The sequence below is a fragment of the Hymenobacter agri genome (assembly GCF_054778495.1).
The window spans coordinates 1-13,640 of the sequence record NZ_BAAGZM010000055.1 but is presented as its reverse complement, the minus strand read 5'-3'; the positions used below and the strand labels follow the sequence as shown (position 1 = coordinate 13,640).

17 protein-coding genes and 1 pseudogene are annotated in these 13,640 nt (G+C 61.1%); 10 read left to right on the top strand and 8 right to left on the bottom strand.

Annotated features, from left to right (window positions below):
- On the top strand, window positions 1-791 hold a 791-nt coding region (locus ACYVDE_RS05205; protein ID WP_460500409.1), incomplete at its 5' end, for an XdhC family protein.
- A gap of 92 nt (window positions 792-883) precedes the next feature.
- On the opposite strand, the gene ACYVDE_RS05200 is transcribed toward ACYVDE_RS05205, so the two are convergent.
- The 3 genes from ACYVDE_RS05200 to ACYVDE_RS05190 all read right to left on the bottom strand — a co-directional run bounded on the left by ACYVDE_RS05200 (window position 884) and on the right by ACYVDE_RS05190 (window position 4,290).
- Window positions 884-1,483: a DUF4136 domain-containing protein gene (locus tag ACYVDE_RS05200; RefSeq protein ID WP_460500408.1), complete on the bottom strand. Its 600-nt coding sequence runs from the start codon at window positions 1,481-1,483 to the stop codon at window positions 884-886.
- Window positions 1,484-1,624: 141 nt separating this feature from the next.
- Window positions 1,625-2,227, bottom strand: coding sequence for a histidine phosphatase family protein (locus ACYVDE_RS05195; protein WP_460500407.1), 603 nt, complete (start codon window positions 2,225-2,227; stop codon window positions 1,625-1,627).
- Window positions 2,228-2,406: 179 nt separating this feature from the next.
- Window positions 2,407-4,290, bottom strand: coding sequence for an ABC transporter ATP-binding protein (locus ACYVDE_RS05190; protein WP_460500406.1), 1,884 nt, complete (start codon window positions 4,288-4,290; stop codon window positions 2,407-2,409).
- A 238-nt stretch (window positions 4,291-4,528) separates the two neighbouring features.
- Here ACYVDE_RS05190 and ACYVDE_RS05185 point away from each other — a divergent pair, with 238 nt between their 5' ends.
- From ACYVDE_RS05185 to ACYVDE_RS05175, 3 genes are all read left to right on the top strand, one after another.
- Entirely contained in the window at window positions 4,529-4,933 is a 405-nt protein-coding gene (locus ACYVDE_RS05185) for a DUF3828 domain-containing protein (protein WP_460500405.1), read from the top strand.
- Between the two features lie 92 nt (window positions 4,934-5,025).
- The gene (locus ACYVDE_RS05180) at window positions 5,026-5,388 is read left to right on the top strand and encodes a hypothetical protein (protein ID WP_460500404.1); all 363 of its coding nucleotides are present in this window, start codon (window positions 5,026-5,028) and stop codon (window positions 5,386-5,388) included.
- A gap of 270 nt (window positions 5,389-5,658) precedes the next feature.
- Window positions 5,659-6,261 carry a Uma2 family endonuclease gene (locus tag ACYVDE_RS05175; protein ID WP_460500403.1) on the top strand — a complete coding sequence of 201 codons (603 nt, stop codon included), beginning with the start codon at window positions 5,659-5,661 and terminating at the stop codon, window positions 6,259-6,261.
- Window positions 6,262-6,510: 249 nt separating this feature from the next.
- Here the strand turns inward: ACYVDE_RS05175 and ACYVDE_RS05170 are convergent, their stop codons facing one another.
- Window positions 6,511-7,080: a hypothetical protein gene (locus ACYVDE_RS05170; RefSeq protein WP_460500402.1), complete on the bottom strand. Its 570-nt coding sequence runs from the start codon at window positions 7,078-7,080 to the stop codon at window positions 6,511-6,513.
- A 268-nt stretch (window positions 7,081-7,348) separates the two neighbouring features.
- A complete protein-coding gene (locus tag ACYVDE_RS05165) occupies window positions 7,349-8,107 on the bottom strand; it encodes a DUF72 domain-containing protein (RefSeq protein ID WP_460500401.1) in 759 nt (252 codons plus the stop codon).
- A gap of 164 nt (window positions 8,108-8,271) precedes the next feature.
- Here ACYVDE_RS05165 and ACYVDE_RS05160 point away from each other — a divergent pair, with 164 nt between their 5' ends.
- The 5 genes and pseudogenes from ACYVDE_RS05160 to ACYVDE_RS05140 all read left to right on the top strand — a co-directional run bounded on the left by ACYVDE_RS05160 (window position 8,272) and on the right by ACYVDE_RS05140 (window position 10,651).
- Entirely contained in the window at window positions 8,272-8,694 is a 423-nt protein-coding gene (locus ACYVDE_RS05160) for a hypothetical protein (RefSeq protein WP_460500400.1), read from the top strand.
- 175 nt (window positions 8,695-8,869) lie between these two features.
- Window positions 8,870-9,082: a hypothetical protein gene (locus ACYVDE_RS05155; RefSeq protein WP_460500399.1), complete on the top strand. Its 213-nt coding sequence runs from the start codon at window positions 8,870-8,872 to the stop codon at window positions 9,080-9,082.
- Window positions 9,083-9,228: 146 nt separating this feature from the next.
- On the top strand, window positions 9,229-10,053 hold the full coding sequence (locus ACYVDE_RS05150) for a DUF4468 domain-containing protein (protein WP_460500398.1): 825 nt from the start codon (window positions 9,229-9,231) through the stop codon (window positions 10,051-10,053).
- Between the two features lie 18 nt (window positions 10,054-10,071).
- Window positions 10,072-10,248, top strand: a complete 177-nt coding sequence (locus tag ACYVDE_RS05145; RefSeq protein ID WP_460500397.1) for a hypothetical protein — start codon at window positions 10,072-10,074, stop codon at window positions 10,246-10,248.
- Window positions 10,249-10,269: 21 nt separating this feature from the next.
- Window positions 10,270-10,651: pseudogene (locus tag ACYVDE_RS05140) on the top strand (HPP family protein).
- A 188-nt stretch (window positions 10,652-10,839) separates the two neighbouring features.
- Here the strand turns inward: ACYVDE_RS05140 and ACYVDE_RS05135 are convergent.
- Both ACYVDE_RS05135 and ACYVDE_RS05130 read right to left on the bottom strand, forming a co-directional pair.
- A complete protein-coding gene (locus ACYVDE_RS05135) occupies window positions 10,840-11,442 on the bottom strand; it encodes a recombinase family protein (protein WP_460500396.1) in 603 nt (200 codons plus the stop codon).
- A 275-nt stretch (window positions 11,443-11,717) separates the two neighbouring features.
- Window positions 11,718-12,230: a hypothetical protein gene (locus ACYVDE_RS05130; RefSeq protein WP_460500395.1), complete on the bottom strand. Its 513-nt coding sequence runs from the start codon at window positions 12,228-12,230 to the stop codon at window positions 11,718-11,720.
- A 460-nt stretch (window positions 12,231-12,690) separates the two neighbouring features.
- Between ACYVDE_RS05130 and ACYVDE_RS05125 the strand changes: the two genes are divergently transcribed.
- Entirely contained in the window at window positions 12,691-13,239 is a 549-nt protein-coding gene (locus ACYVDE_RS05125; protein ID WP_460500394.1) for a toxin-antitoxin system YwqK family antitoxin, read from the top strand.
- Window positions 13,240-13,426: 187 nt separating this feature from the next.
- On the opposite strand, the gene ACYVDE_RS05120 is transcribed toward ACYVDE_RS05125, so the two are convergent.
- Window positions 13,427-13,640, bottom strand: a 214-nt coding sequence (locus ACYVDE_RS05120; protein ID WP_460500393.1) for a hypothetical protein, incomplete at its 5' end; no start/stop codon positions are given.

The window sequence follows — 13,640 nt, the reverse complement described above, 5'->3', positions numbered from 1 at the left end:
AGGTGCACCGCCGCGAAGCCCCCGCCGACCGCTCGGGCATGATGTGCTCGGGCGAGCAGGACGTGCTACTCTGGCCGCTCACGGTCGCCGACTTGCCTGCCGTGGCCGCCATCGAAAGCAGCCTGCAAACTCTCAGCGGCGGTTGGCTGGAGCTGAGCCCGGCGACTGGCTTACAATTTGTCGCACCCGCTGCTGCCGATGCAACGACCGGAACGCAAGAAGCTGAAGATGCGCTGGCAGCGGCGTCCGCCTACGAGTCGGAAGCCGCCGCATTCTACGACTACCAGCCGGACCCGGCATGGCGCTACCGCGAGCGCCTGGGTTTCCGCGACCAGCTCACCATTGTGGGTGGCGGGCACGTGAGTTTGGCCCTCTCGAACGTGGCGGCGGCCCTCGATTTCGAGTTAACCGTGCTCGACGACCGCGCCGACCTGCCCACGTTCGACAACAACCACGCGGCCCACTACCGCCACCGCGTCGATTACGAAAGCGTGGCTGCCGCCGTGCCGCCCGGCCCGCACTGCTACGTGGTGGTGATGACCGTGGGCTACCGCACCGATGCCGTGGTGCTGCGCCAGTTGATACCCCTGCCCTACCGCTACCTGGGCGTGATGGGCAGCGTGGCCAAAGTGACCGAGCTGCGCCGGGGCCTGCGCGAAGAAGGCTTTTCCGAGGATGCAATTGCCCGCCTGCACGGCCCCATCGGCCTGCCCATCCAAAGCCAGACGCCGGAGGAAATTGCCATCAGCATCGCGGCCGAGCTGATTCAGGCGCGCCGGGCGGGGCTGTAAAAGCGAGTACCCCGAAATTTTATTTCGGCCCGCCGGAACGATGGATGTTCACGCGGGCCGAAATAAAATTTCGGGGTGCTCCGGCTTGCTGCCTATCGGTTTGAATCGTCGGCGTTGCCTTTGGCAAACTCCTCGGTGAAGACGCGGTAGCGGTCGAGAATAGAGCGCACCGAGCGTTTGAGCACGATTTCGCCCATGGGGCCCTCGGGCACGGTCACGCCCGAGGCGTAGCCGTTCCACACGGCGCGGTTGGTTTTCACGTCGATGAGTGTGACGAGCAGGGTGCCTTCGGCCAGCAGCAGGCGCACGGGCTGGTAGCCGTGGCGCTGGTCCTGGGGCGTGTCGTCATTTTCCTCCACGTTGCGCTTAATCCAGGCGCTAAGGTCTTCCTGGTCGAAACCGTGGAAACGCATGTCGCCCTCGTACACCCGGAAGTTCACTAGCATGTCGGGCCGCCGGTTGGCGCGGCGGTAGCCCTGGGCCCGGAAGCGCTGCTCAATAGCTTCGCGCAACGACTGGCCCAGGTGGCTGGTATCGGCGCTGATGCCGGTGCCGCTCACGAAATCGTAGGTGCGGTAGCGCCGGAAATTGCCCCGGTAGCTGTAATCTGAATCAACGCGGGCTTCGCGCATCGAGGCGCAGCCATTCAATGCCAGGCCGGCACCCAGTAAAACGGTAACAATTGACTTCATATCGGCGGCTTGAACTGGCGTGAATCGCAGTTACCAATTTACGAAATACTAGGCACTTAGGTCGTATTCGCCGGCCAAAAATTCCGCCGTGGCCGCGGGCGGCCCCATTGGGGCTACCAGTGGCCTTTTTGCCGCCGTCCGCTACCCCGGGCAAACTGAGGAAGGCCGGATGTGCTGCCGGCTACGGGTCATTTCCGGGTGCTTGGCCTTGCCCTTGGCCCCACCCCCGCTGAAGCGAATATCCCAGATGCTGTCGAAGTCGGTGTCGGGCCAGTCGGGCACGTCGTCGAGGCCCAGGTCTTTGGCAATTTCCACGATGTTGTCGTGCTCCCATACCACCAGCACGGTGCCCCGCAGGTGCCGCAGCTGCTTGGCAAAGGCCTTGGTATTTTCGACCATGAAGTTGCTGTTGATGGTGAGGTTGTGCTGCACGGCGTAGGGCATCACGGTTTGCAGCATGCGCACGCGGGTGGTGTCTTTGCCGCCGGTATTGATGACGGGCACGAAGGCCAGGTTGGGCGGCGTGGGCATCAGCTGGTTGAGCACGGCGGGCAGGGCCAGGGCCCGGTTCAGGCCGGCGCAGGAGAGGTTGTCGCCTTCTTCCGGCTTTTCGCCGTGCCGGATGATGACGATGCGCAGCACCGGCGCGGGCGGCCCGGCGGGCTCTTGCGGCGCCAGTGGGCTGAGGTGATACAGCAGGTACAGCTTGGCGCGGTCGGCGGCGGAGAGTTGGGGGAGTATCATTATCAAAGCAAAACAGCCGGAATGACTAACGAAAGTGCCATCAACCCACCGTGAGATTCTACCCCATACGTGCCCGCCCGCTGAACGATGTAGAGACGCGTATTCGCGTCTTGTCGTTGAACGACCGTCCTCACGGCACACACGACGAGACGCGAATACGCGTCTCTACATCGTCCTGATTACCGGTACCCCGCCGCCTGTAGCTGGAACAGCTCGGCGTAGCGCCCGCCCTTGGCCAACAGTTCCTCGTGCGAGCCGATTTCTACAAACTGGCCGTTTTCGATGACCAGGATGCGGTCGGCCATGCGGACGGTGCTGAAGCGGTGGCTGATGAGGACGGCGGTTTTGCCCTGGGTGAGCTCCTTGAAGCGCTGGAAGACTTCGTACTCGGCGCGGGCGTCGAGGGCGGCGGTGGGCTCGTCGAGGATGAGCAGTTGGGCGTCGCGCATGTAGGCGCGGCCGAGGGCAATTTTCTGCCACTCGCCGCCGCTCAGGTCCACGCCGCCGTTGAAGCGGCGGCCAATCATCTGGTCGTAGCCGTGGGGGAGCTTGGCGATGACGGTGTCGGCGAGGCTCTGGTGGGCGGCGGTTTCGATGCGGGGCTGGTTGTGGCGCTCCTCGATGCGGCCCACGGCGAGGTTTTGGCCGGCGGGGAGCTGGAAGCGCACGAAATCCTGGAAGATGACGCCGATTTCCTGGCGCAGCTCGGCGGGGTCGTACTCGCGCAGGTCGTGGCCGTCGAGGAGGATGCGGCCTTCGGTGGGGTCGTAGAGGCGGGCCAGGAGCTTGACGAGAGTGGTTTTGCCAGCGCCGTTTTCGCCCACGAGGGCCAGCTTTTCGCCGGCCTGCAGGGTGAAGTTGAGGTTGCGAATGGCCCATTTTGTACCATTCTTGTACTGGAAGCCGACGTTTTCAAACTGAAAACCTTGCTGAATGGGCCGGGGGAAGGGAATGGGCCGTTCGCCGGTGAGCTCCTGGCGCACGATGCGCGGCCGGAGCGCAAAGAAGTCGAAGAAATCCTGGAGATACAAGGCGCCGTCGGCCACGGAGCTGAAGCGGCTGAGGATGCCTTCGAGCAGGCCGCGCAGGCGGGCGAAGGAGCCGGCCAGGAAGGTGAGCTGGCCGAGCGAGATGCTGCCGGCCGCGGTGCGGGCGATGATGTAGACGTAGGCGCCGTAGTAGCCGGCGGCGCCGATGGCGGCGAAGAGCGTGCCCCAGCCGGCGCGGCGCAGCACGAGGGATTTGTTTTGGCGGTAGAAGTCGTCGGAGAGGGTGCGGAAGCGGCCGATGAGGAAATCGGAGAGGCCGAAAATCTTGACTTCCTTGGCGGTTTCGTCGGAGGCGCCGGTTTGGCGGAGGTAGTCGAGCTCGCGGCGCTCGGGCGTCCAGGAGTGCGAGAGGGAGTAGCTGCGCTCGTTGAAGTGCGACTCGCCGAGGAAGGCCGGCACCACGGCCAGCAGCAGCAGCCCCAGCAGCCAGGGCTGGAAGGCCACGAGGCCGCCGGCGAGGAGCAGCAGCGTCACGAAATCCTGGCCCTGGGCCAGCACCTGGCTCATGAGCACGGTGCGGGAGAGGGTTTGGCGGCGGGCGCGCTCGAGCTTGTCGTAGAAGGTGCTGTCTTCGAACTGGTCGAGGTCGAGGCGGGCGGCGTGCTCCATGAGGCGGATGGAGGACTGGTTGGCGAACAGGTCGCCGAGCAGCGAGTCGAGCAGGGCCACGCCGTGGCCCAGGGCATCGGCGAGCAGCACGAGGCCGAATTCGAGGCCCACGAGGGTGAGCACGGGCGTGAGCTGGCGGGCGGTGGCGGGCAGCTTGGTGAGGGCCACCACGTCGTCGATAATCAGGCGGCCGACGTAGAGCGTGGCCAGCGGCAGAAACGCGCGCAGCAGGCGCAGCACGAGGTTGGCGGAGGCCAGCGCGGGGCTGGTGGCCCAGATGAGTTTCAGGAAGGCGGGCAGGTGGCGCAGGGCCGATACCCGCTCGCGCACGCTCACGGCGGGCTTTTCGGGGCCGCGCCCGGCGTTGGGGTTCTTGGCGGAGATGGATTTCAGGAAGTCAAACATGGCCCGGGCGTGGGCAAGGTTGGGGCCGGGTTTGGGGGGCGGCCGTTTTGGCAGGGGACTACTCGGATGCTCGGAATTAAGCACTAACTAGCAGCTTAACTCACCGTTTTGCTGCACCAATCCAGTAAACCACCGCAGGGCTTCCACAACAACCATAAACCAGACACGACGAATGAAGGCAAAAACGCTACTATCCCTATTCTTCATTTGCTGCCTGTCAATATCCCCTTATTGCGGTGTGCAAGCACAAAATACCACCACTGACAGGCAGGCAATTGCGATGCTAAAGGAATTTTATACCGCGTACATCACCGCGTTTTCCGAGCTACCCACGACGGATGCGTTGAAAAAGCTACATGCCCTTCCAAAAAAGTATTGCACGGCTGGCTTGCTGCGTAAAATCGACGCGCAGTCCCGGCAGGGGCATTTAGAAGCGGACCCGTTCACGCAATCGCAGGACGTGGATTTGTCGTGGACTAAAACCTTAGCAGTGCGCAGAGATACAAGAAGCGCCAACTTCTATACGGTCTCTTTAGGGGATGATATTTCCCGGTTCAAGGTGACCATTCAGCTAACCGTACTCAAGCAAGGCAATAGTTTCAAAATAGCGGATATCAGAGGTTTTAAATACAAGGAATACTAACCACTCAGCTTTGAGGCACTGCTAGTAGTTTACCCAAAGGAGCAATTTCTTTATCACTCACCCGTTTTCGACCGATAACACACGCATTGCAAATGGATTCCAAGCCATTAAAGAACCCCTTGGCTCGTTGGCTGTGGCTCTGTGCTTCGGTCTCGGCGGCATTCGCCCTGGCGTGTGCGGTCTTCGCTTACCAGTACTACCAGACATACGGGCAGTGGCCCCGAGCTGACGGACGCCCCGACACCACAGAAGTCCATTTTCCGTTGCTCGATGAGACGGTGATGGGCTTGTTGATGGCGCAGTTCGTGACGGTGCCCGTGTGCTTGGTTTTGTTGGTGGCGATTTCCCATAGCAAGGTGCCGGTACGCCTCGGGGTTCGCCTTTATGCGTGGGCGGCGATGCTAGCTGCCGCGCTGACGATGTTGGGCGGCTTTACGAGTTGGTATTTCGACTAAATCGCTCTAGGGTCAGGAATGATAGCGACTGTTTACGAAAACGGTAAGTTTTTCTGGAAAAACAAAGGCGTTCAAATCACTCCCCAGAGAAGTCTTCCGCTGAGGCGGGGTAATCATTCATCCTACAGAGTAGCTTATGAAGCCCCGGCCCCGCCAGCGGCTGGGGCTGCTGGCGGTTCCGGCCGGGGCGGGAACCAACACATTGCTAGCCGCCTTCGCCAGCCGCTGTATCTTTGTTTGAGCCCGCAACTCCTTCAACTGCATTTCGCTATGGCCCCCATCACCTCCCTCTCGCAGCTTGACCCCAACGGCGTGTACACCTACGCCGATTACCTGACGTGGCGCTTTGATGAGTTCGTGGAGCTGATAAAGGGCAAGGTGTTGCGGCCGATGGCCGGGGCCAGTCGCCGCCACCAGCAGGTGTCGCGGCGCCTGGGCTTTGCGATTGATAGCCATTTGCGGCGCAGCCCCTGCGAGCTGTATTACGCGCCTTTTGACGTGCGCCTCACACGCAACGCCGGCGCAGGCGATGCACAGGTGCAGACCGTGGTGCAGCCCGACCTTATGGTGGTGTGCGACCCCACCAAGCTGGACGAGCGCGGCTGCGTGGGGGCCCCGGACTGGATTATCGAAATCGTGTCGCCCGGCAACCTCAAGCACGACACCAAAACGAAGTTCGACCTCTACGAGGAAAACGGGGTGCGCGAATACTGGGTGGTGTTTCCCGGCGAGCAAACCGTGCTGGCCTATGTGCTGGACGCGCACGGCCGCTACGAGGTGGCCGGCGAGTACGCCGCACCCGGCCCCATGCCCGTCACGGTGCTGCCCGGGCTGGCCGTGGAATGGAGCGAAGTGTTTGACGCGGCGGTGTAAAAATCTCGGGCCGCAGAATCAGCAGCGTTTAGATACGGCGGGCTTTTCGGGGCCGCGCCCGGCGTTGGGGTTCTTGGCGGAGATGGATTTCAGGAAGTCAAACATTGCCGGGGCGTGGGCAAGGTTGGGGCCGGGTTTGGGGGGCGGCCGTTTTGGCAGGGGGCGGGGTGGGCTTATTATAGCAGCTTGATAGCTGCTTAGTTTTGAGGCCCTGCTAGTAGTTTACCAAGAGGGTTTAATTAGTTTCGATTATTTAGGTGCTAAAGATGTGATGATGTCACCAAACACGTCGCTCACTTGGGGATACTCTCGCGTGGAGGGGTTTAAAGCGGAAAATTCCATCTGTGCGAGAAGGCTATCTTGTTGGATAAACACTGCCGTTGAACGCATCACAGGCGTTTGCATTGGCAACTCGTAGTCGAGTATTCTTATCGACAAGCGGTTGACCGTGGTGTCGTGGGCCATTACCACCCGGACGCGGCCGTAGCGTCGCTGCAAGGTGGCCACCAAGGTGTCGCTCCATTGCCGAAGGGACATAACTTGCCCGTACGGTGTGTATCGAATGAAGAAATTTTCGCCATAGGCCACGTCGGTGGCGGTCGCATTTTCAAAGCCATACGCTTGCGGCACGCCATTGAGCGAATTTAACTTGCTAACATCTACCGGCCGCCATGTTTTCGGCACTTGAAGCGTTAGCGGGCCGGTTTCGTAGCTGTCAACGGCTGCGGACGTTTGTTCTGCAGTCGTGGGCGTGGGCGGGGAACAAGCGTCCAACACGAAGCAACAGCCGACCAATGCCAAGAAATTTGTAGGGTTCATGAAATAAGTTTAGGGGTCGACGGGCCAGCCTGTTTGCCTTAACCCTTGCGGGCTGCCCAAAAGCTTGCAATGGACGTTTAGGAAAACGGTGGGTTTTCTAAAGACGTCTAAATTACTGCCTGAAAACTACTCTCCGTCAGCGCGCGTCTGCGAGGGGTCCCCATTCATCCAACAGAGTAGCTTAAGCAGCCCCCGCCCCGCCAGCGGCTAGGGCTGCTGGCGGGGCCGGCTGGGAACCTCGGCCGGGCCGTGCCACGAGTCGTACGGCTCACGCCCGCTCGGCTACCAGCCGGTACAGGTCCTGGGCATTTTCAAAGGCGGCGCCCATGGTATTGTTGAAGTAGGCATACACGTCTTTCCCTTCCTGGAGGTAGTCGTGTATCTGCTCGGCCGTGTCGTGCAGAAAGTCGCGCTCGTAGGACTCACGGTAGTTTCCCTTGGGGCCGTGGAAGCGCATATACACAAAGTCGGTCCCCTCGTTGAGTTGGGCGTTTCGGGCGGGGCCTTTGTCGTGCAGCAAGAGGCTGGCGCCGTGGTGGTCCAGCATGTCAAATGCATCATCGGTATACCAGCTGGGGTGGCGAAACTCCACCGCTTGGCGCCACTCGCGGGCGGGGTCGGCCGCGGCAAGCGCAGCCAGGAGGGTACTGACCGCCTGTAGCTGGCGAATGGTGTTGCTGGGCGGGAACTGAATGAGCAGGCAACCCTTTTTAGGCCCCAGCTCCCGGGCGGCCTCCAGAAAGCGGGCAATGCCGGAGAGGTCCTCGGCCAGTGGCCTGGCGTGGGTGATATCGCGCCACAGCTTGAGGGTAAAGGCAAAGTCAGGGCCGGTTTCCGCAGCCCAGGCCGCAAAGGTTTTGGGCTGCGGAATGCGGTAGAAGGTGCTGTTAATCTCCACCGAGTTGAACAGGGTGGCGTAGTAGGTGAGGCGGCTCGTGGCCTGGTAGGCTTCCGGAAAGGTGGCCTTGGGGCCGGGCACGACGATGCCGCTGGTGCCGGTGCGCAGGGTGCCAAGATGGGCGGGCATGGGAAAGGGGTTGTGCGGGAGTATCGGGGGTCTAACGGGCCGCGCGGCACCGGCGTTTTGCCCCGGGCGCACCGGCATCTGCCCCGCGGCTACTTAACTTGTGGGCTCGTGTTTGCCATCAACGTAGTTACTTATCCTTTCCCGTTGTGCCACGTGTTTTCTCGTTGTTGCGTTTTTTAAGCGTGGTGCTTTTGCTGCCCGCAGCGGCGGTGGCCCAGCAGCTGCCTACCTCGGCGCCGCCGACAACCTATCGGGTGGGCGACGCGCGCGCCATGCTCTACCGCACCGCCGCCGACACGGCCCGGCCATCCAGCTTCTCGCTGGCCCCGCACGAAGAAGTGAGCGTGGTGGGGCAGCTTTCGCCACGCTGGCTGGTCGTGAAGCGCACCGGCTTCGCCTATCTGGTAGCCTTCGACAAGCTGGTGGAACCGGCCACGGCCCTGGCGGGCCCCAACGCCCCCAAGCCTCACCTGGCCGATGGCACGCCCCTACCCCTCGACCCCGAAGCCCAACAGGTAACCTACCAGGGTGTAGTGGAGGTGCCCGGCGTGAGCAAGGATGCGCTCTACGACCGGGCGCTGGAATAAATGGCCAAAACCTACCAGTCGGCCAACGACGTGGTGCAGATTAAGGACAAGGAGCAGGGCAAGCTGCTGGCGAAAGGGGGCATTCTGTTTTTCAACGACAACAAGGTGCCCGTGGGCTTCGTGGTGCATACCCAAACCATTTACCTGAAGGACGGGCGCTACAAGTACCTACCTCATGACCGGCTTCAAGCACCAGAACACCGTGGCCACCGGCTATGGCCCGCGCGATGGCTCGATGGGCCCGCTGGAGCAGGCCACGCCTCCTGCCGGTTTCCGCGACAAGCTGTGGTATGAGATGCTGCAAAGCACCCACAACAAGGTGCAGGCCATGATTGCCGGGCTCGAAAAAGCGATGCAGGCCAAAGGCAGCGACCCCAGCAAGTTTTAGCGGCGGCCGCACGCAGCCTGGCTGGCCGTGGCGCTGGCCGGCAATACCGACGCGAGGGTGATGCCGGCAGGCCGCCGCAGCCGTAACTTGCAAACTCGTTTGACTCGCTGTTTTCATTCTTCCGGTCCTTTCCCTCCGCTTCCGTCGTGTCCCGCGTTTTCTCTTCGTTGACTTTGCTGGCGGCCGTGCTGGGCCTGGCCGGCGCCTCCCCCGCCGCGGCCCAGGCCCTGAAAGCCACCTTGCCGCCCACCGAATTTGAAGTCGGCTTTAAGGCGCCGCTGTTTCGGAGCCTGAGCGACACGACCAAAGGGCCGGAGCTATTTCTGCCCGCGGGGGCGAAGGTGCCGGTGGTGGGCTTCTGGTCGGCGCGCTGGGCCACGGTGAGCCAAGGCGGCTACCTGTACGCCGTGCCGGCCCAGCGGCTGAAGAATTTTGATGTAAACGCCCTGCCCAAGCCCGCATTGCCCAAACCGGAGGAAGTTGCCCCGGTGCTGCCCCTCGACCCCGCCACCAAGCTGGTGACCTACGAGGCCGTGGTGGAAGTGCCCGGCGCCAGCAAAGACCAGCTCTACGACCGGGCGCTGGAATGGATGGCCAAAACCTACCAGTCGGCCAACGACGTGGTGCAGATTAAGGATAAGGAGCAGGGCAAGCTGCTGGCCAAGGGCGGCATCCTCTACGTGTACAACAAGCAGCCCGCGGGCTACGTCATCCACACCCAAACCATTTACGTGAAGGATGGCCGCTACAAATATGTGATGACCGGCTTCAAGCACCAGTACATTTCGGTGCTGCTGCCCGGGGGGCGCGACGGCTCGATGGGCCCCCTGGAGCAAACCGAGCCGCCCAAGGGCTTCAAGAAAAAAGCCTGGTACGACATGCTGGCCGGCACCGACGCCAAGGTGAAGGCCATGATTGCCGACCTGCAACAAGCCATGCTGGCCCAGGGCCGCGACCCCAGCAAGTTCTAAGCCGGTCATATTTCGTCGTTGCCGCCGCTGCCTTATGCGAACCCGTTTGCGCCGCCACGCCCGGCGGATAAGATTGTATACCAGGAAACGCTGTTCGGCTACAAAGCATACTTCTGGACGTTTCTGGACCTGGGGCTGATTAGACTGCTGAACCGCGGGCGCCTGCCGGCCGATGGCCCGCTGCTCATCGGCTAGTCCGGGGCGTCGGCGGTACTCATCTACGGGGTCATCAACAGCCCGCTGACGCAGCCGCGCAACCTGCTGGGTGGGCATGTGCAGCGCCCTCATCGGCGTCATGATGCAGCGCTGGCTGCCGCACGAGGCCTGGCTGGCGGGCGCGCTGGCCGTGGCGCTGGCCATTGTGGGCATGCAAATCACCAAAACGCTGCACCCGCCCGGTGGGGCCACGGCGCTCTTTGTCGTCATTGGCTCGCCGCAGTTCAAGGCGCTGGGCTACGGCTACGTGCTGGCACCCGTGCTCGTGAACGCGCTACTGCTGTTGCTGGTGGCGCTGGTGTTGAATAACCTCACGCCCACGCGGCACTACCCGGCCAACCGGTACTGGTACCGGGTGTGGCGCCGTCGCTACCACGAATAGGCCCGGCGGGCGGGGGCTAGGCGCCGCGGCGCGACCATTCCTGCCGACCTTTGCGGCTCCCATGCCCGCACCCCCCGCTCCCGCTTCCCGCCCCTACTCTGCCGGCTTCTGGCTGATAATTGCAAAAACTGTGTTAAAACACTGATTTCGCACTTTGTCACTAAATCAGTGGCAAAAAGGGTGGCAAACTATCCCTCTTTTAGGTATTTCTGTACCGTCCCTACCGACACACCGGTGGCATCGGCAATCTTCCGCCGGCTGAGCCCTTCAGCGCCAAGCCGCTTCACTTCAGCTACCACATCGCCTCCAGTGGCCCGCCGGCCGTGTACGTACTCCTCCCCTGCAGCTTCGACCTGAGCGCGCTTGCGGGCCTGGCCCAGCCGCACGTTCTCCGAGTGGCGCTGGTTGCGGTAGCCAGCAGCCCAAGCAATAATCGATTTGAAGAGGCTGGCCATGGGGCCGGTCGTATTCAGGGCCGGCTCGCAGTAGCTCCAGAACTGTACCCCTGCCTGCTCCAGCGCGGCCGTGTGCTCAAACACCTTCTCGATGCCCTCACTACTGAAGCGGTCGAGGGCGAACACGCGCACCAGGTCGAAGCGCCGGCGCCCGGCATCCTTCATCATTTCCTGAAAGGCCCGGCGGTTGGAACTACCACCCGACTTCTCGTCGACGTACTCCTTTATAATAATATCGCCGGCGCGCTCGGCTTCGCGGCGCAGCAGCACCAGTTGGTTCTCTGGGTTCTGGTCTTTGTCGCTAGTCGACACGCGGGCGTAAAGGGCGACTCTCATACTCAAATTTACTCTCCGAAAACGGCTGCTTGTCGGAGATTACCGAGTTTATGAAACTCATAGCTTTCGTACGTTCCGTAAACTTCGAATCTTAGACCAGTTTCTTAAACACACTAAATGCCTCAGCGGCCTTATTGGCCATCTTTTGTAAAGGCGCTGGAGATGTTTAGCAAACTGAGAGTTTAGGTGGTTGAGAGGCCCCCGCCTGCCGCTGGGACGGACACGAGTGGGGCCTCGCCTGGCCGGCGTCCAAGAGGCACACGTTGGCGTTGGGCTCAGGCCCGCCGGGATACCTCGAGCATAGTGCCATCGGCATCTTTCTCAAGCAAGACGTCCAGAACATTCGCGTGCAAGGAGCCGAAGGGCGGGGTTGATTGTTGAAAAAACAGCCCTTTTGCCGCCACGAATTGGGGCCACGTGAAAACAGGCTTCGGCGCGAAGACATTCAGGTGTAGAAAATACTCCCACAGCTGGAAGATGAAATCGAGCGTGGCGTCATTAAACGGCAGCGCGCCACAGCCATGAAACCGGGTGTGGTCGACGCGGGAAACGACCGCATAGTGCCCATGCTGCTGAAAGTAGGCCGGCACGTACCCGCGCAAAAACGCGAGGTCCTCGGACGAAGTGAACGATTGCTCCCGAATGCCGGAGAAGAACAAGGGCTGCCCGGGCGAGAAGAGGCCTTGCAACAGCTTCCGCAGGGCCGCCACGTCTTGGGGGTCGTAGGTGTCGATGTCGAAGAAGCGTCGGATTTCAACGGCCTTTTCCTGTCGGACGAAGCTTTTCATGCCGTGTGGTTGCAAGGATGGAGTGAGGAAGATAGCGCACCCCGCCAGGTCAGTTGTCTGCTGCTAGCCGATGCTTCACGCTCGGGCCGTACAGACAGGAAGTTATTCCAAAATATAGGTCCGTGTGCTCGTTCACGAGAAGGGTGGTTTTTCTGAAAGATATAGTGTTCAAATTACTCTCCGAAAAAAGGCCCCGAAAAACAGCGTTTTCGGGGCCTTCAGGCGGGTTGCTAAAAGTGTTCAAAAAGGAACTCTAATTTGAACGCGATAAGCGAGCGTTAATTTGAACCACCGTTTAAGTAAACAAGCTGTATCATTGGGGATGACTAAATGCTGCTGGCACATTCGCTACGGGCTCTTCTTTCTTTGGGGCCTGCTAGAAGCTCACCAGGCGGCTGCCAGTGGAAAGTCCGCGTCATGTCGTCATTTTCAAGCACTAGCTGACACGCTCCCCGGGGAGGTGCGACGCTTCTATAAAAACGGCCAGTTGCTTGAACGCTACCGGCTGGTCAACGGGCTGTTTGAAGGCGCCCGCGTTATATACTACCCCTCCGGGCGCGTGGACAGCGAAATGACCTTTCGGGCGGGCCGGCCCGATGGCTTATTCAGGGCCTACGACAAACAGGGGCGCTTGGAGCGAGAAATCAGTTATGTGGACGGCGTCTTGGATGGCCCGTGGGTCTTTTACGACCATGGCGCAAAATCCATTCAGGCCGCGTTTCGAAACGGAAAACTCGAAGGACGGTACGCCACGTTCTTCTCCACTGGGGAGCTGCAGGTGCAGGCGCAATACCACTTCGGACGCTTGGCATCGAAGGTGTCCGTCTATACCAAAGAAGGGCAATTGGTAAACGAAGAGGTGCCTAACGCGGCCGGAGACCGGGTGGTAACGGTGCTGACCTACGACAAGGCCGGCCGTCTCAAACGCGCGAAGACGGTCGATTACGCTCCTTTGGGAACCTACTTACACCCCGCCTACATGGGAGGGGACTTGGGCGGGAAGCTGTAATCTCTACTAATACGCTCGGTTTAATGAACTCCAGCAGCACCCCGATTTTAGGAGGCACGCAAGCTACTACAGCACGTGACGAGTTTAAGAAACCCGTCTACGATTCAAAGTTTACGAAATGCGCCTAGGGCATGAGTTTCGTAAACTCACTAATACAGGTACAAATCGGTTTTAGGGCAGTTTTCGGTTAGGCCCGGATGCCGTTCTCCAGCTTGACCTGCTTGCGCTCGGCCAGTTCGTCTTCGACCTCGCCGGTGTGCAGGTACACACTCAGGCGCGTCTGCCACTCCTTCACGTCGGCCAGCTGCTCGGTCTGCCGCTTCGCCTGCTCGAGCAGCTGCACCAGCACGGCGTAGGTAAGGTCGCCGTCGGTCGTCGGCGCGGCACTGGCCGCCGGCAGC